18 protein-coding genes are annotated in these 18,662 nt (G+C 55.9%); 15 read left to right on the top strand and 3 right to left on the bottom strand.

What is annotated here, in order from left to right; translation table 11 throughout:
• Positions 1-122 precede the first annotated feature (122 nt).
• From V8L71_RS10540 to V8L71_RS10530, 3 genes are all read left to right on the top strand, one after another.
• The gene (locus V8L71_RS10540; protein WP_336274089.1) at positions 123-305 is read left to right on the top strand and encodes a hypothetical protein; all 183 of its coding nucleotides are present in this window, start codon (positions 123-125) and stop codon (positions 303-305) included.
• A 266-nt stretch (positions 306-571) separates the two neighbouring features.
• Positions 572-1,351 (top strand): PRC-barrel domain-containing protein, encoded by a 780-nt coding sequence (locus V8L71_RS10535; protein ID WP_336274088.1) that lies wholly within the window; start codon positions 572-574, stop codon positions 1,349-1,351.
• 227 nt (positions 1,352-1,578) lie between these two features.
• Positions 1,579-2,556 (top strand): GlxA family transcriptional regulator, encoded by a 978-nt coding sequence (locus V8L71_RS10530; protein ID WP_431313174.1) that lies wholly within the window; start codon positions 1,579-1,581, stop codon positions 2,554-2,556.
• A 33-nt stretch (positions 2,557-2,589) separates the two neighbouring features.
• On the opposite strand, the gene V8L71_RS10525 is transcribed toward V8L71_RS10530, so the two are convergent.
• Positions 2,590-3,384 (bottom strand): SDR family NAD(P)-dependent oxidoreductase, encoded by a 795-nt coding sequence (locus V8L71_RS10525; RefSeq protein ID WP_336274087.1) that lies wholly within the window; start codon positions 3,382-3,384, stop codon positions 2,590-2,592.
• Between the two features lie 243 nt (positions 3,385-3,627).
• Here V8L71_RS10525 and V8L71_RS10520 point away from each other — a divergent pair, with 243 nt between their 5' ends.
• The 6 genes from V8L71_RS10520 (at position 3,628) to V8L71_RS10495 (ending at position 10,389) form a co-directional block, all read left to right on the top strand.
• Positions 3,628-4,842, top strand: a complete 1,215-nt coding sequence (locus V8L71_RS10520; RefSeq protein ID WP_336274086.1) for an aspartate aminotransferase family protein — start codon at positions 3,628-3,630, stop codon at positions 4,840-4,842.
• A gap of 38 nt (positions 4,843-4,880) precedes the next feature.
• Complete coding sequence (locus tag V8L71_RS10515) at positions 4,881-5,945, top strand: arginine N-succinyltransferase (protein WP_295711170.1); 1,065 nt, start codon at positions 4,881-4,883, stop codon at positions 5,943-5,945.
• A complete protein-coding gene (astA, locus tag V8L71_RS10510; protein WP_336274085.1) occupies positions 5,945-6,976 on the top strand; it encodes an arginine N-succinyltransferase in 1,032 nt (343 codons plus the stop codon). Before V8L71_RS10515 ends, astA begins: the two co-directional genes overlap by 1 nt.
• A 22-nt stretch (positions 6,977-6,998) precedes the next feature.
• Positions 6,999-8,471: a succinylglutamate-semialdehyde dehydrogenase gene (gene astD, locus V8L71_RS10505; RefSeq protein ID WP_336274084.1), complete on the top strand. Its 1,473-nt coding sequence runs from the start codon at positions 6,999-7,001 to the stop codon at positions 8,469-8,471.
• Positions 8,468-9,835 (top strand): N-succinylarginine dihydrolase, encoded by a 1,368-nt coding sequence (gene astB / locus V8L71_RS10500; RefSeq protein ID WP_336274083.1) that lies wholly within the window; start codon positions 8,468-8,470, stop codon positions 9,833-9,835. Before astD ends, astB begins: the two co-directional genes overlap by 4 nt.
• A 128-nt stretch (positions 9,836-9,963) precedes the next feature.
• Positions 9,964-10,389 (top strand): GNAT family N-acetyltransferase, encoded by a 426-nt coding sequence (locus V8L71_RS10495; protein WP_336274082.1) that lies wholly within the window; start codon positions 9,964-9,966, stop codon positions 10,387-10,389.
• A gap of 89 nt (positions 10,390-10,478) precedes the next feature.
• Here the strand turns inward: V8L71_RS10495 and V8L71_RS10490 are convergent, their stop codons facing one another.
• A complete protein-coding gene (locus tag V8L71_RS10490) occupies positions 10,479-11,417 on the bottom strand; it encodes an EamA family transporter (protein ID WP_336274081.1) in 939 nt (312 codons plus the stop codon).
• An 84-nt stretch (positions 11,418-11,501) separates the two neighbouring features.
• Between V8L71_RS10490 and V8L71_RS10485 the strand changes: the two genes are divergently transcribed.
• From V8L71_RS10485 to V8L71_RS10460, 6 genes are all read left to right on the top strand, one after another.
• The gene (locus V8L71_RS10485; RefSeq protein WP_336274080.1) at positions 11,502-11,990 is read left to right on the top strand and encodes a MarR family winged helix-turn-helix transcriptional regulator; all 489 of its coding nucleotides are present in this window, start codon (positions 11,502-11,504) and stop codon (positions 11,988-11,990) included.
• Between the two features lie 188 nt (positions 11,991-12,178).
• Positions 12,179-12,868: a 5,6-dimethylbenzimidazole synthase gene (gene bluB, locus V8L71_RS10480; RefSeq protein WP_336274079.1), complete on the top strand. Its 690-nt coding sequence runs from the start codon at positions 12,179-12,181 to the stop codon at positions 12,866-12,868.
• Positions 12,869-12,928: 60 nt separating this feature from the next.
• A complete protein-coding gene (locus V8L71_RS10475; RefSeq protein ID WP_336274078.1) occupies positions 12,929-13,405 on the top strand; it encodes a GNAT family N-acetyltransferase in 477 nt (158 codons plus the stop codon).
• A gap of 64 nt (positions 13,406-13,469) precedes the next feature.
• Positions 13,470-13,697 (top strand): hypothetical protein, encoded by a 228-nt coding sequence (locus tag V8L71_RS10470; protein WP_336274077.1) that lies wholly within the window; start codon positions 13,470-13,472, stop codon positions 13,695-13,697.
• The gene (locus V8L71_RS10465) at positions 13,690-15,183 is read left to right on the top strand and encodes a sodium:solute symporter family protein (RefSeq protein WP_336274076.1); all 1,494 of its coding nucleotides are present in this window, start codon (positions 13,690-13,692) and stop codon (positions 15,181-15,183) included. Before V8L71_RS10470 ends, V8L71_RS10465 begins: the two co-directional genes overlap by 8 nt.
• 101 nt (positions 15,184-15,284) lie before the next feature.
• Complete coding sequence (locus tag V8L71_RS10460) at positions 15,285-16,607, top strand: DUF2252 domain-containing protein (protein WP_336274075.1); 1,323 nt, start codon at positions 15,285-15,287, stop codon at positions 16,605-16,607.
• Here V8L71_RS10460 and V8L71_RS10455 read toward each other — a convergent pair.
• Entirely contained in the window at positions 16,573-18,441 is a 1,869-nt protein-coding gene (locus V8L71_RS10455) for a GGDEF domain-containing protein (protein ID WP_336274074.1), read from the bottom strand. The genes V8L71_RS10460 and V8L71_RS10455 overlap by 35 nt on opposite strands.
• Between the last annotated feature and the right edge of the window lie 221 nt (positions 18,442-18,662).

Raw genomic sequence — 18,662 nt, 5'->3', positions numbered from 1 at the left:
ACTTCTTCAGGACGGCTGCTTTACGCTCTGCAGAATAACGTGGCACAAGGGCTCCATGCCGCTCCCTCTGGATTAGATTTAGGCGATATCGCCAACCGGACAACTAGGCTGACAGAGGGGGAGTGATAGATGTCACTGATCCTGGTGAGCCTCAGGAAATCTCTCAACACGAAACTGAACCTCAAGCCATTGAGGCTGCACGTCGTTTTGAAGCTAAAACAGCCGAGGAACTTGGCTCTGACCCTGATGATACGCAAGATTATGATGCGGCGGATGAACAGGCGGGTAAGCGTTTTCCTGGCTAATTGCCTGGCTTTGCTTTGCTCATTAGCTAGCCAGTCTCGGTATAATATTCAGCAATATAAACAGCTGAATAGTGTTTTACAGTGCTCTATTAGCGAAGAGCTGAATAGTAAAAATTGTAGTAAATACGTTGCCTAAATCAGTAATAGGTGTTGTTGGGAAGTGGTTAATATTTATTAATCTTTTATAAGAAATTCGTTTGGGCTTTGATTTAGTGCACTTCGGTGTACTAGCTTCTTATGTGTAAACCAACACAAGGAGAGATTGTATGAAACGGACAGCATTAGCAATTGCCATCGGTGCGGTTTGCGCAGGCTTATCAGCTGGCGTTCTTGCTCAGGAAGAGAACGAGAATGATACTGATAGCAACAATCAAACGTCCCAGCAGCAAGACACACAAGAGCAGGGTAGCAGCGACAACACCAGGGATATCAACGTTGAACAAAAGCCTGCTGAAGTAGAAGTAGAGCAAGAGAAACCTGATATCACGGTGGAGCAGTCTCAACCTAAAGTCACTATTGAGCAACCTGAGCCCAATGTGACCGTGGAAGAAGCCGAACCTAATGTCACCGTTGAGCAAACTGGCGAGCCTGAGGTGACAGTTGAGCAAGCGGAAGACGCCCAGGTTAATGTCAATGAAGACGAGCAAGAGCGCCAGCAGAATGATCAGCAGAGTGACCAAACTGATCAAAATGATCAGGCCGATCAAAATGACCAGTCCAACTCACTGATGTCCCGTCAGGTCAGCGACCTGGAAGGGATGACAGTGATGAATCAGGAAGATGAAGAGATCGGTGGAGTACAACATATTGCAAAGCACGATGAGTCTGGCGATTTGTTTGCTATCGTTTCGGTAGGTGGTATTTGGGGCTTTGGCGCAACGGACATTGCGCTGCCTATCAATGACATGCAGCTTGAAAATGATCAGCTTGTTGTAAACACAAACTATGGCGAAGATGAAATCGAAGCTTCATCTAATAATTACCAAGAAGATGAGTACAGCGAAGTGGATGGCAACATGACGCTATCTGAGGCGCAGCAACAGTAACGCAGCAACACTAACAGAGACGCTGTTTGACTCAGCCGATCTTTAGTGACTAATGATGAGGGCAAGGCGGATACGCCTTGCCCTTTTTGGTAGCTGCGCTAACGCTATTAACGCGGCGACATCTTTTTTTATGTATGAGTAACAAGCGCTGCCTTCATTAGCGCAATTGGGTAAGATGGGTATTTATCCAAGCCGATGGCGGTTTTCATGCAGTTTCCTCAATAATTATGCAGTCCAATCACTTAGCATCAAAAGCAGCGATATCCCGTCGGCGGGTAGCGTTTATGCTGCTGCCGGGGTTCTCGCTGTTGACCCATGCCAGCGCGCTGGAGCCGCTGCAAATGGCGAACCAGTTGAGCGGGCAGATGCTTTATCACACCGTTACGTTAAGCCTCAGCGACGAACCGGTACGCAGCGGTGCACAGCTTTCTCTGATCGCACAGCATGAGCTGGGTACAGCGCAGGGGCCGCTTGATTTGTTACTGATATGCGCACCCACGCCGCTTCCCTATACGTTGCCAGCAAAGCTCAATGAGTGGTTGCGCGGCCACCAGGGGCGCGGTGTGGCGCTTGGCGGTTTGGCCGGGGGGACGGAAGTGCTGGCTCGCTGTGGGTTGTTGGAAGGCTATCGTGCCACGCTGCCATGGCAGCGCTTTGAGGCGTTTGCGCAAGCCTACCCGCAAGTTACCCTTTCCCAGCAGTTGTTTGAAATTGACCGCGACCGACTTACCTGCGCCGGTGGTACGGCGGCGATGGATCTGATGCTGACGCTGATAGGTCAGCACCACGGCGCACGCTTGGCAGAGCAGGTCTCGGAACAGTTCGTGTGTGATCGCATTCGGCTGGCGGACGAGCGCCAGCATGTGGCACTACGCACCCGCCTGGGCCATGCGCCGAAAAGCCTGGTGGATGCCGTCACGTTGATGGAAGCCAATATCGAGGAGCCGCTCTCGACCCTTGAGCTGGCCGAGCACCTGGGGATTTCCCGGCGCCAGCTGGAGCGACTGTTTAAGAAGTATCTGAAGGCGGTGCCAAGCCGGTACTATCTCGATTTACGCCTGCAGGAAGCGCGCAAACAACTGCGAGAGAGTGACCGGCCGGTAGGCGATATCGCTTTTGCTACCGGTTTTTCCTCCGGCGCGCATTTTTCCACCGCCTACCGAAATCATTTTGGCATGACGCCAAGAGAAGAGCGTCTAAATTAAAAAGGTATGATTAGAAAAATAAGATTATAAGGCTCAGGTTAACGTATCGACAATGCCGCCTTCCACGCGCAGTGCCGCGCCCGTGGTGGCGCTCGCTTGGGTCGATGCGGCATAGACGCTCATGCTGGCCACTTCCTCAGGTGTTGCTAAGCGCTGGATGATGGAAGAAGGGCGGTTCTCTTTGACAAAACGCGCTTCCATCTCCTGCTGAGAAATGCCTTCTTTCTCTGCCATTTCACCAATCATCGTGAGCACGCCTTCAGAGCGCGTTGGCCCAGGCAAGATAGCGTTGACGGTTACCTGCGTGCCGCTGAGCGCTTTGGCCAGCCCGCGCGAAACCGATAAGAGCGCCGATTTGGTCATGCCGTAATGCACCATCTCGGTGGGGATGTTAATGCCCGATTCACTGGAGATAAACTGGATGCGGCCCCAGTCGCGGTCGCGCATGCCTTGGGCATAATGGCGAGAAAGACGCACGGCACTCATGATATTGATGTCGAAAAATTGTTGCCAGGTCGCGTCATCAACCTCGAAGAAGTCCTGTGGACCGAAAATTCCCACATTATTGATCAGGATATCTGCGCTGGGTTGCTGCTGGATCAGTGTTTGGCAGCCTTCAGCGGTGCCGAGATCGGCGGCCACGCCTTCTACCTGAGCATTTGGGGCATCCTGTTTAATGCTGGCTATTGCCTCATCCACCCGTGCCTGCGAACGGCCTGTGACGACAACCTTAGCGCCAGCGTTGGCAAGCCCTTGGGCAATCGCAAAACCGATACCCGCCGTCGAGCCGGTAATGATGGCGTGCTTACCGCTTAGATCAATTTTCATAGGGTGTACTCCTCTCTTCCTGAGTGTCAGTACGTCGCGATAGCTATCTATTCAAGACGCTCTATCCAGCTATGACGTTATCGCTTGCCAATAAGTATGGGGGTCTTATAGCGTTCTTCAAGGCGACAGCGCGGCGCAATGGGCGTCGCTATTCATAATTTGCCGTCCCATTGCTGAAAGCGGTTGACCGCGTTGGCCCCTTATACTGTTTTCATTCCTTCCCTCCATTGGAGATAACGCCTCATGAGCCATACCCCAAGCCGTCAAGATTACGATCACTACATGACGCCTAACTACTCCCCGCAGCAGGTTATTCCCGTGCGCGGTGAAGGTAGCCGCTTGTGGGATCAGCAGGGGCGGGAATATATCGATTTCGCCGGGGGCATCGCCGTCAACTCCCTGGGTCACTGTCACCCGGTACTCGTTAATGCGCTGAAAGAGCAGGGCGAAAAGCTCTGGCATCTCTCTAATGTATTTACCAACGAGCCCGCGTTGAACTTGGCTAAAACGCTGGTTGAACGCACCTTCGCTGATAAAGTGTTTTTATGCTCTTCAGGGGGTGAAGCCAATGAAGCCGCGCTGAAGCTGGCCCGCCGCTGGGCGGTGGATAACTACGGCGAACAGAAAGACAAGATCATCTCGTTTTATCAATCGTTCCACGGTCGTACCTTCTTTACTGTCAGCGTGGGCGGCCAGCCCAAGTACTCCCAGGGATTTGGCCCGGTGCCGGGCGGTATTCATCACGCCAACTACAACGACCTGGAAAGCGTTCGTGCACTGATGGGCGACGACACCTGCGCGATCATGGTTGAGCCCATGCAGGGCGAGGGCGGCATCGTGCCCGCAACACAAGCATTTCTCCAGGGCCTGCGCGATCTGTGTGACGAACATAACGCGCTGTTGATTTTTGACGAGGTGCAAACTGGCGTGGGTCGCAGCGGTGAACTCTACGCTTACAAGAACTACGGCATTACGCCGGATATCCTGACCAGCGCCAAGTCGCTGGGCGGCGGTTTCCCCATTGGCGCCATGCTGGCCATTGATGACGTCGCCAAGTCGCTGGTCGTCGGTACTCACGGCTCTACCTACGGCGGCAATGCGCTGGCTTCTGCCGTAGCGCTGGCAGCCGTCGAGTTTATCGATACCCCTGAAGTGCTGGAAGGGGTGAAAAAGCGTCACGATCTGTTCCGTGAGCACCTGGAAACCATCAACCGCAAGCACGGCGTGTTTAAAGAAATTCGTGGTATGGGACTGTTAATAGGTGCCCAGATGTCGGATGCCTATGAAGGCCGCGCCAAGGACATTCTGCCGCTGGCTATCGAAGAGGGCTTGATGGCCTTGATTGCAGGACCCAATGTACTGCGCATGGCACCTTCGCTGGTGATTCCCGAAGCGGATATCGCCGAGGGCATGGCCCGTCTAGAGCGCGCCATTGAGCGGCTAGTTGCCTCCGCATGAGTGAGCAGCCTACTGGGTTAACAGAGGGGGCGTCGAAGATGCTGGTAGTGCGACCCGTTAAAGCGTCGGATCTCCCGGCGCTCGAACAGTTGGCTGAGCATGCAGTGCCCAGGTTGACCAACTTGCCTGCTAATCGCGAGCGGCTTCAGGAGCGCATCGCGCGCTCCCAGGACGCCTTCAATGGTGAGGTCGAGTTTCCTGAAAACGAGCACTATACCTTTGTGCTCGCTGACGATAGTCGTGAGGAAGTGTTAGGAACGGCCACGATCCGTGCCCAGGCAGGTGCCAACGAGGCTTACTACACCTACCGCCAGGAAACGCTGATTCACGCCTCGCAGCAGTTGAATGTGCGTCGTGAGGTCCAGACGCTGGCGCTTTCCCACGAAGTCTCAGACGCCACTCTGCTGTGCGCTTTTTCGCTGAACCCCCGCTACAAGGGCACCAGTGCCGAGAACCTGCTGCGTCGGGCGCGGTTGATGTTCATTGCCCAGTATCCAGAGCGCTTTTCGCGCATCCTGGCGGTCGCGTTTCCCGGCTATCTGGATACCCGCGGCGAATCGCCGTTTTGGGAAAGCGTCGGCAGGCACTTTTTTGCCCGCAGCTTCCAAGACATCAACCACATTGCAGGCGTACGCTCGAAAAGTTTCATCGCCGAGGTGATGCCCCAATTCCCGCTCTACCTGCCGCTGTTGACGCCCCAGGCGAGAGCCGCCATTGGGCGTGAACACCCCGCCCATGAAGAGGCGCTGGAAGAGATGCTGGCGGAAGGCTTTGTGCGTTCTCGCCATGTGGATATTTTCGATGCCGGGCCGATTGTCAAAGCCGAGCGCGACCGGCTGGAAACCTTTCGCCGAGCCGCCTGGCACCCGGTGCGCATTCGCCCCGAACACGCCTTGCCCGATGCCGAACCGGCGATGATTGCCAACCAGAAGCTGGGGGATTTCCGCTGTATCGTTGCGCGTTATGCGTTGTCGCCCACGGGCCAGTTGATGCTCTCGGCGGAGCACGCCGAGCGGCTGGGCGTTTCGGAAGGGCGCGCCGTGCTGGCCGCACCGCTTACCTTACCCGCCGCGGTGGACGCGCTCGATGAAGGAGAAATGTAATGCGCATTCGACCCATTGCCCGCAATGACCTGGATGGGCTGCAGGCGCTTGCGCAGCAGGCCGGGGTAGGGTTTACCTCGCTGCCGGATAACCGCGAGTTTCTGGCTGGCAAGATAGAAGCCGCCGCCAGCGCCTTTGAAGAGCGCACCCCGGTGGATGACCGTCTCTACTTCTTTGTACTGGAAGATGAAGTGAGCGGTGAACTGGCGGGCTGCTGTGCGATTGAAGGGCAGGTAGGCCGAGAAGTGCCGTTTTATAACTATCGGCTGGGTACTCTGGCGCACTCCTCCATCCAACTGGATCTTCACCGCACCATCGACACGCTGTTTTTAAGCTCTGACCACACGGGTGATGCCGAAGTGTGCTCGCTGTTCCTGCGTCCAGAGTATCGCGGTGAAGCCAATCGCCACTTGCGCAACGGTGCGCTGCTTTCCAAAGCGCGCTGGCTGTTTATCGCTCAATTTCGTGACCGTTTCCCCGACAAAGTGTTGGCGGAAATGCGCGGTGTGTTCGATGAGAACAATACCAGCCCTTTCTGGGAGAGCCTGGGAAAGCACTTCTTTCCCATGGATTTCAGCGAAGCGGATCGACTCACTGGCTTGGGGCAGAAGAGTTTTATCGGCGAGCTGATGCCCAAGTTCCCCATCTACACCACCTTTATGGCTGAAGAGGCGCGCGCCTGTATAGGCCAGGTGCATCGCCATACCCGCCCAGCACTGGAAATGTTGAAAAAAGAGGGGCTGCGCTGGGAAGGCTATATCGACATTTTCGACGGTGGCCCCACCGTGGAAGCCTACATTGATGATGTGCGCGCTATCCGTAATTCACGGCTTTGCCAGGTGGAGGTATCTGCCGCTGCCCGTGAAGAGAGCGTCAGCCGCTGGCTGGCGGCTACCACCCAGATGCTGAATTTTACCGCCAGCTGGGTAGGCCGTGCGCCCACCGACGACAACACGATTGTGTTGAGTGAAACCGAAGCGCAACGCCTAGGCGTTTCTACCGGCGATACCCTGCGGTTACTCGAAACCTAGGCGACGTTCACAGGAGAGTTTTATGCACGCCCAACAGCAGCAACTGATCAATGGCGCCTGGGTCGCAGGCGACGCCGAGCCGTTGAGCAAGCATGACCCAGTTTCCGGGCAACGGCTCTGGGAGGCCGCCACGGCCAGCGAGGATCAAGTCGCGACCGCTGTGAAGGCCGCCCGCAGCGCCTTTCCTGGGTGGGCGCGTACTCCCTTTGCCGAGCGCCAGGCCCTCGTCGAGCGTTTTGCCGAGGTGCTGAAATCCCGTGGGGAAGCGCTGGCGGTGGCGATTGCCTCTGAAACCGGCAAGCCCCTCTGGGAAGCGCGCACTGAAGCGGGGGCGATGGTGGGTAAGGTGGCGCTATCGGTCAAGGCGTATAACGAGCGAACCGGTGAGCGGGAAAAAGTCGTTGGCAATGCAAAAGCCGTATTGCGCCATCGCCCCCACGGCGTGATGGCAGTATTCGGCCCCTATAACTTCCCAGGCCACCTGCCCAACGGCCATATGGTGCCCGCGCTATTGGCGGGCAACACCGTGGTCTTCAAGCCCAGTGACCAGACCCCTCTAACCGCCGACTTAACCCTGCAGTGCTGGTTGGAAGCCGGGCTGCCTGCCGGGGTGATCAATCTGGTGCAGGGCGGCGTTGCCGTGGGCCAGGCGCTGGCAGGTAACCCCGATATCGATGGCCTGCTGTTTACCGGTAGCGCCAAGGTGGGCGGCATGCTGCATCAGCAGTTTGCTGGGCAAATGGATAAAGTGCTGGCGCTCGAACTGGGTGGTAATAACCCGCTGGTAGTGAAGGACGTTGATGACGAGCGGGCGGCGGTGCTTACCATTCTACAATCGGCGTTTTTATCTGGGGGCCAGCGCTGCACCTGCGCTCGCCGCTTGATGGTGCCGGAGGGCGCCGTGGGCGACCGGCTGATCGATGCACTTTCCGAGGCGATCGCTAAGCTGCACGTGGCGGGCCAGTTCGAAGAGAACCCTGCGCCATTCTATGGCGGTTTGGTGAGCGTGGCCGCCGCAGATGGTCTGCTCAAGGCGCAAGAGGAACTGGAGTCCATGGGGGGCACGGTGATCAATCGCATGCAGCGCCTGCAAGACAACACCAGCCTGCTAAGCCCCGCGCTAATTGATGTGACGGGCCTGGACGTTCCCGACGAGGAGCATTTCGGACCGCTGCTGAAAATTCATCGCTATCGCGATTGGGATGAAGCGCTCTCGCTCGCCAATAATACCCGCTACGGGCTCTCCGCTGGGTTGATTGGTGGCGATCATGCCGATTGGGACGACTTCCTGCTGCGCATTCGCGCGGGCATCGTCAACTGGAACCGCCAGACCACCGGCGCTTCCGGCGATGCGCCTTTCGGCGGCGTGGGCGACAGCGGCAACCACCGCCCCAGCGCCTATTATGCGGCAGACTACTGCGCTTATCCGGTGGCTTCCATGGAAGCCGACACCCTGGAGATGCCTGAAACCCTGCCACCAGGAGTGAGTCTATGAGCGGCAGTGCCTTCAGTCGTATCAGGGAAGTCAATTTCGACGGTTTGGTCGGGCCCACCCATAATTACTCAGGGCTGGCAGTCGGGAACGTCGCTTCGATGAGCCACGGTGGCCTGCTCTCCAATCCCAAGGAGGGCGCGCTACAGGGGCTGGCCAAGATGAAGTCGCTGATGGACGCAGGCTACGCCCAGGGCGTGCTGCCACCTCAACAGCGCCCCGATATTGGCGCACTGCGCGATTTGGGTTTTAGTGGTAGCAATAGCAACGTGCTGGCCCGCGCCGCTGTCGAGGCACCGCAGCTACTGAGGGCGGTATGTTCGGCGTCCAGCATGTGGACCGCTAATGCAGGCACGATTACCCCCAGCGCCGACGTACCGGATGGCCGGGTGCACTTCACGCCGGCCAATCTGCAGTCGAGCTTTCATCGATACCTGGAGCCGCAAACCACCGGAAGGGTACTGCAAGCTATTTTCCACGATGAGCAATATTTTGCTCACCATCCGGTGCTGCCTGCCACGCCGGCCTTTTCCGATGAAGGGGCGGCCAATCACACCCGCCTTTGCGGCGAATACGGTGAGCCAGGCGTTCATCTGTTTGTATATGGCCGCCAGGCGTTTGGTGACGTGCGTAGCGGCGAGCGTGAACCCCAGCGCTATCCCGCCCGGCAGACACTAGAAGCCAGCCAGGCGGTAGCCCGCCAGCACGGGCTTACGGAAGCGCAAACCGTCTTCGCCCAGCAGCACCCGGATGCCATCGATGCAGGCGTATTCCATAACGATGTCATTGCGGTGGGCAACGGCCCTGTGCTGCTCTACCACGAAATGGCCTTCCTGGATGAAGAGGACACGCTCGATGCGTTGCGTGCCAAAATGCACACGCCACTGATTCCCGTGCGCGTGCCGGTCGAGGCGGTGAGCATGGAAGACGCGGTCGCATCGTATCTCTTCAACTCCCAACTGCTCTCCAACCCGGACGGCACCATGACGCTGGTGGTGCCCGGGGAATGTCAGGAGCGGGAAACGGTCTGGCGGACGATTCAGGATCTCATCCTGGCGGGCAATAACCCCATCGGCGAGGTGATCGTCAAAGACGTCAAGCAGAGCATGCGCAACGGTGGCGGCCCCGCTTGCCTACGTTTGCGCGTGGTGCTAACGGAAGCCGAACGTGCCGCGCTCTCTGGCCGCGTGCTGCTCAACGATGCACTGTACACCGATCTGACCGCGTGGGTGGAGCGCCACTACCGCGACCGCCTAGCCCCTGACGATCTCGCCGACCCACAGCTGGCGGAGGAGTCGCTTGCGGCACTGGATGAACTCACCCAGTTGCTCAAGATCGGGCCTGTTTACCCGTTTCAGTTGGGGTAGGAGTAGCGTTAGCGTGTTCTAAACGGCCAGGCTTAGCCTTGCCGTTTTGTATTCACATATAGGAATGCAATATTGAATTTGTCGATATGATGCAAGACTAGACCTAAAGCAGCACTAGGAATCGAGATATGACGCCTATTATTCAGCCGACTAACGACAAGGCGTTCGCGGAAGAATTAATTCGCCAAAATATGTACGGCTACTACACACAGCTGAATATGCGCTGGGATACCGATCTATTTGATAGACAGTGGGGCGAGTTGGACAGCTACGCGTTAGTCATCAACGCGTCACGCGTGGGGCTGTTATGCATCAATCACGATGAAGACGCCTACTATATTCGGGAGCTGCAAATTGCCCCGCCGTGGCAGCGCCAAGGCCTGGGGACAGAGGCAATCCACTTCACGGCTGACACTGCCAAGCAAGCGGGCATTCCGTTAATTCGGTTGCGCGTGTTTTGTATCAACCCAGCCATCGCTTTGTACGAGCGCATGGGGTTTAGGATATTGAAAACCGCAGGGGGTATGCACTCCATGGAACGTCGCATTCTGTAGCCGTACAAGCAGGATCGTAAAACGGCTCTTGTGACTCCCTCTCCAAAGCGTCCTGCCATGATCATCACCCCATCGCTTAGGCCCATCGTTTAGGCTGCTCTATCAGTCACCTGCTTCGCTTTGCCAATGTTAAGCAGGGCGATACCGGCACCAATCAATAAGATGCCCACCAGCAAGCCTTCGGGGGTGGTTTCTCCCTGTAACAAGATGGCGACCGGAACACCCACCACGGCACCGACCGAGCCCAGCAAACTCAGGAATACCGGGCCGCCGCTTTTCTGTAGCAGGAAGAGCAGTAAAAACTGACCCGCGAACACCACCGCCTGTACGGCAATTAGAACAAGCGGCAGAGATCGATCCATGGGGACGTGAAGTGAGAAGCCTGGCAGTAGGCCCACCCCCAGCAGAAGAATAGAGGCAGCTATCAGCATCCCTGGCGCCAGCGCATCGCTAGATACCCCCGCTGGCCAGCGCAGGGTCCGGTAGAGATTGCCGATGGCCAACAGGACAGGGCCAATCAAGGCAAGAAGAATCCACAGGTAGTCAGCATCCGGGGCCGAAAGCTTATGGAAAGCCAGGGTAAAGGCGCCCATAAGGGCTGACATGACGCCCGCCGCCCGCAAGAACTGAAAGCGCTCCATTTTTAACGTTAAAGCACCGATGTAGGTGAGCAGTGGTGGCAACGTGATGATTAATGCCACAAACCCGGCGCCGACATGGGGGATCGCCGAGAAGAAGAGCAGATTGGCGCCCGCCACGCCCAGCAGCGCAGAGATCAGGTAATACTCGACGCTGCGAACGGTCAACGGTGGCAGATGGCGGCGATAGGCGGCGAGCGCAAGCAGAATAAGTGCCGCCCCTGAAATTGACCAAAACAGAAAAGCGAGCGCTGATAGCTGCATTTCACCCGCGAGCTTTGCCAAATTAGTCGATAGGCCCAGCAAAGCGCCACCGGCGAGCAGATACAGCAGTGGGGCAAGCCAGGCTTTTTTAGAGGCGTGTCGCTTGGGTGGGTTGGGTAACGTCATTAGCAGCCTTCAAGGATTATATCTTGATATCAAGGTATGTAGAAATAATCTTGACGTCAAGATACATAGGCGCAAAATACGTTTATGGATCATGTAGACCACATACTCAAACAGTGGCGGCAGGAGCGGCCCGACCTTGACGTTGCGCCGATGGGCACCATTGGCCGGGTCAAACGGCTTAACCACGCTTTAATGCGCGCAATGGAAAAGACCTGGGCGAAATATGGCCTGACGGATGCGAGCTTTGACGTGCTGGCAACGCTGCGCCGAGAGGGAGCGCCCTATGCACTATCGCCGAGCGATCTGATGACATCCACCATGGTGACGTCAGGCACCATGACGCACCGAATCAACCTTCTAGAAAAGGCAGGACTGATCGAACGCGTCAAAAACCCAGAGGACGGTCGTGGTTTTCTAATCTCTCTTTCCCAGCATGGTTTTGATTTGATCGACGAAGCAGTGGCTGCCCATGTGGAAACACAGGCGCAACTGGTCAGTGGGCTGACGGAAGAGCAAAGAGCGCAACTGGACGCGTTGCTGAAACAGTTCTTGGCGGGGTTTGAGCAGGAATGATAGCGCTTGCCACCGGAAGGCCGCTGTCACTTGATCCGTCGTCCAGGCACCAAGCCTTGTGATTACCGTTCGCGCAGTCCCTAGGATATCAATATCCAAACAACGCCACTGCGCTGGAGGCTGGGCTGAGCTCGTGTAGACTCTGCACTCGTTTATCAACCAGTTCATCAAAAGGTCCGACAAGCGTCATGACTTCCTCGAACCACCTTTTTTCCGATGCTGAGCGCCGTGGGCTTTACCGCGCCATACACGAGCGGCGCGATGTGCGCTCTCAATTCCTACCTGACCGGATTCCCCCTGACGTATTAGCCCGCCTTTTAGAGGCTGCACACCATGCGCCTTCGGTAGGTTTCATGCAGCCCTGGGATTTCATCGTGATTGAAAGTCGCGACGTCAGGGAAACGGTGCTGGCGATATTCGAGCAGGAGAACCGGAAGGCCGCCGAGCGCTTTGAAGGCGAGCGCAAGGAGCATTACCGCAGCCTTAAACTACAAGGCATTCTGGAAAGCCCACTCAATCTCTGTATTACCTGTGACCGAAGCCGGGGCGGCCCGCATGTGCTGGGGCGCAATAGCATTGTCGATACCGACCTGTTTAGTACCTGCTTAGCAGTGCAAAATCTTTGGCTAGCGGCGCGGGCTGAAGGTATTGGCGTTGGCTGGGTGAGTATTCTCGATCAAGAGCAGCTAAGCGCGGCGTTGAATTTGCCTGAACATGTCTATCCTCTGGCGTATCTCTGCCTTGGCTATGTGAGCGAGTTTTTAGATCAGCCAGAGCTTGAAGCCAAAGGCTGGCGCGATCGACTGCCATTAAGCGAACTAGTGCATGGCGACCAGTGGGGGCAGCCGCTAGCCGCTTTCCAGTTAAACGCTTTATAGCGCTAACACTGCTTTACCGCTAATGTCTGCGATTTGGCTAAATGATGCCTGGAGTAAAACGTGCCGGACGATATTACCTTTCAGCGGCTAACTGCCGATGATCCTCATGTTTCATTGGTGGCGATCTGGATATTTGAAGCCTGGGGGCATTTACACCCAGGCCTCACCCAAGAGCAGGCTATTGAACGTGTGAAGGCCGAATGTGGCCAGGGCGGTGTACCCTCCATTTTTGTGGCCATGCAAGGTGAAACCCCTGTGGGAACCGCCAGCCTAATTGCCGATGATATGAGCATTCGACGTGAACTTACCCCCTGGCTAGCCTCCGTCTTCGTTGTGCCCGAATGGCGGGGGCAGGGCATCGCTTCTGAATTGGTGAAACGGGTAGAGGCGGAAGCAATAGAGAGTGGCATACGGCATTTCTACCTTTATACCCCCGACCAGCAAACGCTCTATCGCCGCTTGGGCTGGCAAGATGTAGAGCATCTTGAGTACCGGGGCGAGACCGTCACAGTGATGTCGCGGCAGTTGGGGCTTTAAGGAGCGCTTGGCGTTGGCCTGCGCTGCCGTCGATAAAGTTGCGTTTAAATAAAGGAGAACACTCGTGCGACGTTTGATCGTTCTGCCCACTTCCCGTGCGGGGTGGGGACTATTCATCGCTTTCGTGGCACTGGTGCTGGCGGGAACCTGGCCAGTGATTGGCCTGGTGAACCGGGCAACGCTAGTGTTGGGGCTCCCGTTAATGGTGGTATGGAGCTATCTGGTTATTTTTGCCTGCGTGGTGGTCATGCTGATCGGTAATCGCATTGTGGAGCGAGACGACCATGAATAGCCCTTGGCCATTACTGATAACGCTGACGTATGTGGCCATTGCGATGGTGATTGGCCTACGTGCCAAGGCGGGCCGCTCCATGAACAGCCTGGAGGAGTGGGGCGTGGCGGGGCGCAGCATGGGGCCGGTGACGCTCTACCTGCTGATCGCCGCCGGTAGTGTGAGTGCTTACACCTTCATGGGTGCGCCCGGTTGGGCTTATTCCAAAGGCGTCGCGGTATTTTATGTAGCAATTTACCTTGCCTATCTCGCGTTGGTCGCATGGTACTTCGGCCCGAAGGTGTGGCAATTCGGCGAGCAGTTTGGCCATGTGACCCAAGCAAGTGCCATCGCTGACCGCTATCAAAGCCCCGCGCTGGGGGCGCTGGCCGCGCTCGTGATGGCGATTGGCTCCATTGCGTATGCTGTTCTGCAAACGATTGGTTCGGCCTATATTCTGTTTGTGATGAGCGGCGGCTTGATACCGATATGGCTGGGTGTGCTGCTAGTGCTTGCCTGTATTGCCGTGTACCTCTACGTCAGCGGACAGCGGGCGATTGGCCGCACCAATGCCTTCCAGGGCGTGCTGATGCTAATCGTTGCCTGGGCCGTCGGCCTGTGGGCCGTGCACAGCGCTACCGGTGGGTTAAGTTTTGCAGGGGTGTTCGAACGTATTCAGACCGAACATAGCGAGTTTCTCACCCTGCCAGGCGCCGGTGGTGATATGAGCTTTAGTTTCTGGACGACCTCGATCATCGTTTCGATGTTCTCGTTTATGCCGCCAGTATGGACGCAGTGGATGAGCGCTTCCTCTGCGCGCACTATTCGCCGTAGCGCGACGTGGCTGCCCACTTATTACGTAGTGATTTTTCCTATGGTGGTGGTGGGCTTCATCGGCATTTTTTCGCTGCCTGAACTCGCCCGCGCCGATACCGTCGTGCTGGAATACGCCATGCAGCACTTGCCTGTTGTGTTGGTCGGGCTGTTGGGCGCAGGCACGCTGGCCGCCTCGATGTCCTCGAGTGAACCTTTTATTCACTCGGTGTCACTGTCGTTTAGCAAAGATGTACTGCAGCCAGTGTTAAAACTCTCGGGTGAAACCACCGGCAAGCTGGCGCGGCTGTTAATCCTGCCCATCATGTTCCTTATTGTGGCGCCGCTGGCGATTGCGGAGCCCGGTAGCCTAGTGATGATTCTGCTAGTGGGGTTGGGTTTTGCCTCCCAGGTGCTGCCTGCATTTATAGGTATGTTCTTCTGGCCACGCGGTTCTCGTTTAGGTGTAATGGCCGGTATCGTAGTGGGGTTTTTGATTACCACGGCATTTACGCTCCTTTGGCCGCACCCGATGGGTATTCATGCAGGTTTCTGGGGATTGATGATCAATTTGCCCGTGTTTATTACAGTGTCACTGCTGACACCTGCTACCAGCGCAGACGTGGTTGAACGCTTCTTTCGTATTTCTGCTCCTCGCGGCTTCAAACGACTGAAAAGTAACGCTGGCGAGTAAGCGCTGACTTAATCTGTTCATGTTGTTCGATTACCCTTGCAGATAACCGTTTTTATAGACGCTCTACCAAGTCGAACCAATGTACTAACAAAGGCAACGCGATGAGTCATGCACTGACTGGACATAACCGCCCTCAGCAGGTGATTGAGGCAACCCATCAGGCGAACAAAGCATTGGCAACGGCAACCCGCCAGGCCAAGTACGCCAAAATGGCTGCATCGCCTTACCGTTTTTATCGGGGGAGTAATCATCTTTTCTGGCAAGACGTTTGGCACGATTGGCGCTTTGCCCTGTTCGGCGGCTGGCCGGAAACTCAAACGTGGCTGCAAGGCGATGCTCACGTCTATAACTTTGGCGCTTACGGTCACCACGATGACCAGGTGCGTTATGGCATGGATGACTTCGACGATGCGTTGATTGGCGACTATCAGTACGACGTGTGGCGACTGGCTATCAGCGTGGTACTGGATGGTCGCGAGAACGCGGAGCTAGACACCAAAGCGATTGATAAAGCACTCAAAAAGCTAATAAAAGGCTATTGCCAAACGCTGGCGGATCACGTCGATGTTAAACCCATTCACGCTGTCACTCTCGACACCGCGAAGGGCCCGCTGAAGCCGTTCATGAATAAGGTGGCGGATAAACAGAGCCGTGTGCGGATGCTCGAAAAGTGGACGATGCTTGATGACCAGAAAGGCCGTCAATTTGCCGAGCGGCCCGGTAAGCTCGCCAATCTACCGGCGGATGTCGCCAGCCAGCTACGCCGTCTGATTGAACAGGAGTATCAGCAAACGCTGCAACACGCCCTTAAAGCGAGTGATCCTCACCATTTTCGTGTGAAAGATACGGCTCGACGTCTGGATGCAGGTACTGGTTCGCTGGGCGTGGAGCGTTACTACGTATTGATTGAGGGAGGCGTTGAGCACGAGCACGACGATATCATTCTGGATATCAAAGAGCAGGTACCGCCAGAAGCGTACCAACTGATGGATAAGGCCCAGCAGCAGGCGTGGCGAAAGCTGTTTCCCAATGAAGGTATCCGACATGCTGCGGCATTCCATGCCATTGCCGAGCACCCGGATGCTTATCTTGGCTGGCTAACCATGAACGGCAAGGTGTTTTCGGTTCGCGAGCGCTCGCCGTTCAAGAAAGACATCCCGACCCATAAGCTCTCTGGTGGTAAGTCGTATAAAAAGCTGGCGCAGCAGTGGGGGGAAATTCTTGCCCGTGAACACCTGCGCGGTGCCCAGGCGCTTAATCGAGGTGACGCGACACGCTTTGCCAAGGCCGTTTGCCAACGCCTGAAAGGAAGAGAAACGCAGTTTGTCGAGGTCGTTTCAACACTGGCAGTCGCTTACGCGGACTGTACTGAGCAGGATTACGCAGTGTTTATTGATCACTTTCTGGCGACAGACTCACCCTAGTCGCCAGACCGATGGAAATACCTGCTGGGGCCAGCATGAACTGCTGAGCGTGATGCGATTCAGCCCATACTACACAGCGGTTACGGCCGCTGTGCTTGGCTTGGTAAAGCGCTTCATCGGCGAGTCTCAGCAATTTCTGAGGGTCTTGTGTGTGACCTGGGTAAGTGGCTATCCCGCAAGATAGCGTAATACGCCCTAGCGGTTCCCCATGATAGATCAACGCCTGATGAGAAATCGTATTAAGTAGCGCATTGGCGTGTTCCTCGGCTGCGCTTACTGATGTGGCCGGCAACAGCGCTACAAACTCTTCACCCCCGAACCGGCAGACGATATCCATCCCCTGGAAGTGTTGCCGGAGTCGCGATGCGATCTCTACCAGTACGCTGTCACCAGCATCGTGGCCAAAATGGTCGTTAATTTTTTTAAAATGGTCTACATCCAACATCAGCAGCGATAGATGGCTGCTGTTTTGTTGTGCGCGACGACACTCATGATCGAACACGGTATTGAAGTGGCGACGATTATGAAGACCCGTAAGCGGATCCTCGAAAGAGAGGCCTTCCAGCTCATGCACCAGGCGGTCCAGTTCTGCCGTGCGTGCGGCCACTTTTAGCTCAAGCGTTTCGTTTGATAGCGCCAGTTCCTGCTGCGTACGGCGATAGTGCCATAGAAAAATGGCGGCATTAGCCAGTGAAAATACGAGGGTGCCATAGCTTAGGGGGATGGGGCGCCACGAAATAAAGCCGTGTGCCACTAGCATATCGGTCACTAGCAGCGGTGCGAAAACAGTGAAGCTTACTACCAGTAAGCGCTGCTCAAGGCTTAGCCTGGGGAAACGGAATAGGGCCAGTATCAACATGACCGGAAGCGTCACTGCCAGCAAAGCATCAAAAATCGGAAAGGTGATTGGCAGGCTGATGATGCCAACCTGAACCAAGCCAATGGCGACTATTAAATAAGCAAGATGCAGGCGCCAAAAATGGCTTAGCCAACGCTTGGCAGACCCTTCGAGCCAGTGGCTAAGGAGTAACCCCAGCGCAACAGGCAGCATATAGTAGCTGCCCGCCCGCAGGGTATCCCAGGCAAGGGCGTTGCTGGCGATCAGTTGTCGAGCTGGGGCTTCCGCAATCAGCATGAGCCCCGCTGCGTAGGCAAATAGGGCGATGGCGCCAAATCCTCTCCGTTCAGGGCCAATCAGCGCAAAAATAGTGGCTAGAATCGCCAGTACTAAAACCAGTGCGCTTACGCCAAGATCCTGAGCTGAATCATGAATAACGTGCTTGAGCACATCAAGGCGCTCCATCACCTGAACTTCGCCCCATAGGCCGATGTTGGTGTAATAAGAAAACACGCGCAGGTAGAGAGTCTTGCCCGCCGCATCTTCAGGCAGGTCGAGCATATGCCATGGCCAACCCGCAAACTCCCCCCATCCTTGGGAATCGAATTCGCCATGTTGATAAATCAGCCTATCATCCAGGTAGACTTGGGCGATTAGGTCGATGCTGGTGATGTAGAGCACTGGATCGTTCCAATCGCCCTCAGGCAGCACAGCACGATACCAGACATTTTGTTGGCCCTTCCGGCCGGGCGGGTCGGCAGGGAAATCAATGGCGTGCCAGTCTAGCGATTCATCCTGCAGCCACTGGGGCGCACCTTGGGCATTGAATGGTGAATCACCCCAGCGGTACTCCCAGCTATTGAGTGGCTTAGGCGAGGCATCTGCCTGAAGAGCAGTTGACGTTACCATTAACAAGGTAAAGGTTATCGTTAGCAGAATGCCATGGCATAAGGTGTACCCACGAAGTAGCATGGAGAGCGTTTTGAGTGCCAACAAGATTGTATTCCACTGCTGGATGCATCAACCGATGACAACACTGGTGGTTAACGCATAACGATGCCCGGCCCACTGAGCGATGGTTCCCAGTTTAGCTAAAAAATTGGCGCAGGCGATGAAGTTTTCTTCAACGTTTGATGACGGGTAACGGATAAGTCCAGAGTACAAAAAAGCCGGACCCCGCGGGGCCCGGCTTAACGTAATTCCTGCGGTTTCTTGAT

Origin of the sequence: Vreelandella indica (assembly GCF_037070225.1) — a bacterium.
GTDB lineage: Bacteria > Pseudomonadota > Gammaproteobacteria > Pseudomonadales > Halomonadaceae > Vreelandella > Vreelandella arctica.
The sequence above is the reverse complement of the archived record's forward strand: the minus strand, read 5'-3'. Positions and strand labels throughout refer to the sequence as shown.

Bases quoted from the DNA above. Each gene is read 5' to 3' on its own strand.
- V8L71_RS10465 (WP_336274076.1), top strand. From the start codon at position 13,690: ATGAATAGCCCTTGGCCATTACTGATAACGCTGACGTATGTGGCCATT.
- V8L71_RS10520 (WP_336274086.1), top strand. From the start codon at position 3,628: ATGAGCCATACCCCAAGCCGTCAAGATTACGATCACTACATGACGCCT.
- V8L71_RS10490 (WP_336274081.1), bottom strand. From the start codon at position 11,417: ATGACGTTACCCAACCCACCCAAGCGACACGCCTCTAAAAAAGCCTGG.
- astA (WP_336274085.1), top strand. From the start codon at position 5,945: ATGCGCATTCGACCCATTGCCCGCAATGACCTGGATGGGCTGCAGGCG.
- bluB (WP_336274079.1), top strand. From the start codon at position 12,179: ATGACTTCCTCGAACCACCTTTTTTCCGATGCTGAGCGCCGTGGGCTT.
- V8L71_RS10525 (WP_336274087.1), bottom strand. From the start codon at position 3,384: ATGAAAATTGATCTAAGCGGTAAGCACGCCATCATTACCGGCTCGACG.
- V8L71_RS10485 (WP_336274080.1), top strand. From the start codon at position 11,502: ATGGATCATGTAGACCACATACTCAAACAGTGGCGGCAGGAGCGGCCC.
- V8L71_RS10460 (WP_336274075.1), top strand. From the start codon at position 15,285: ATGAGTCATGCACTGACTGGACATAACCGCCCTCAGCAGGTGATTGAG.
- V8L71_RS10535 (WP_336274088.1), top strand. From the start codon at position 572: ATGAAACGGACAGCATTAGCAATTGCCATCGGTGCGGTTTGCGCAGGC.
- astD (WP_336274084.1), top strand. From the start codon at position 6,999: ATGCACGCCCAACAGCAGCAACTGATCAATGGCGCCTGGGTCGCAGGC.
- V8L71_RS10515 (WP_295711170.1), top strand. From the start codon at position 4,881: ATGCTGGTAGTGCGACCCGTTAAAGCGTCGGATCTCCCGGCGCTCGAA.
- astB (WP_336274083.1), top strand. From the start codon at position 8,468: ATGAGCGGCAGTGCCTTCAGTCGTATCAGGGAAGTCAATTTCGACGGT.
- V8L71_RS10530 (WP_431313174.1), top strand. From the start codon at position 1,579: ATGCAGTCCAATCACTTAGCATCAAAAGCAGCGATATCCCGTCGGCGG.
- V8L71_RS10495 (WP_336274082.1), top strand. From the start codon at position 9,964: ATGACGCCTATTATTCAGCCGACTAACGACAAGGCGTTCGCGGAAGAA.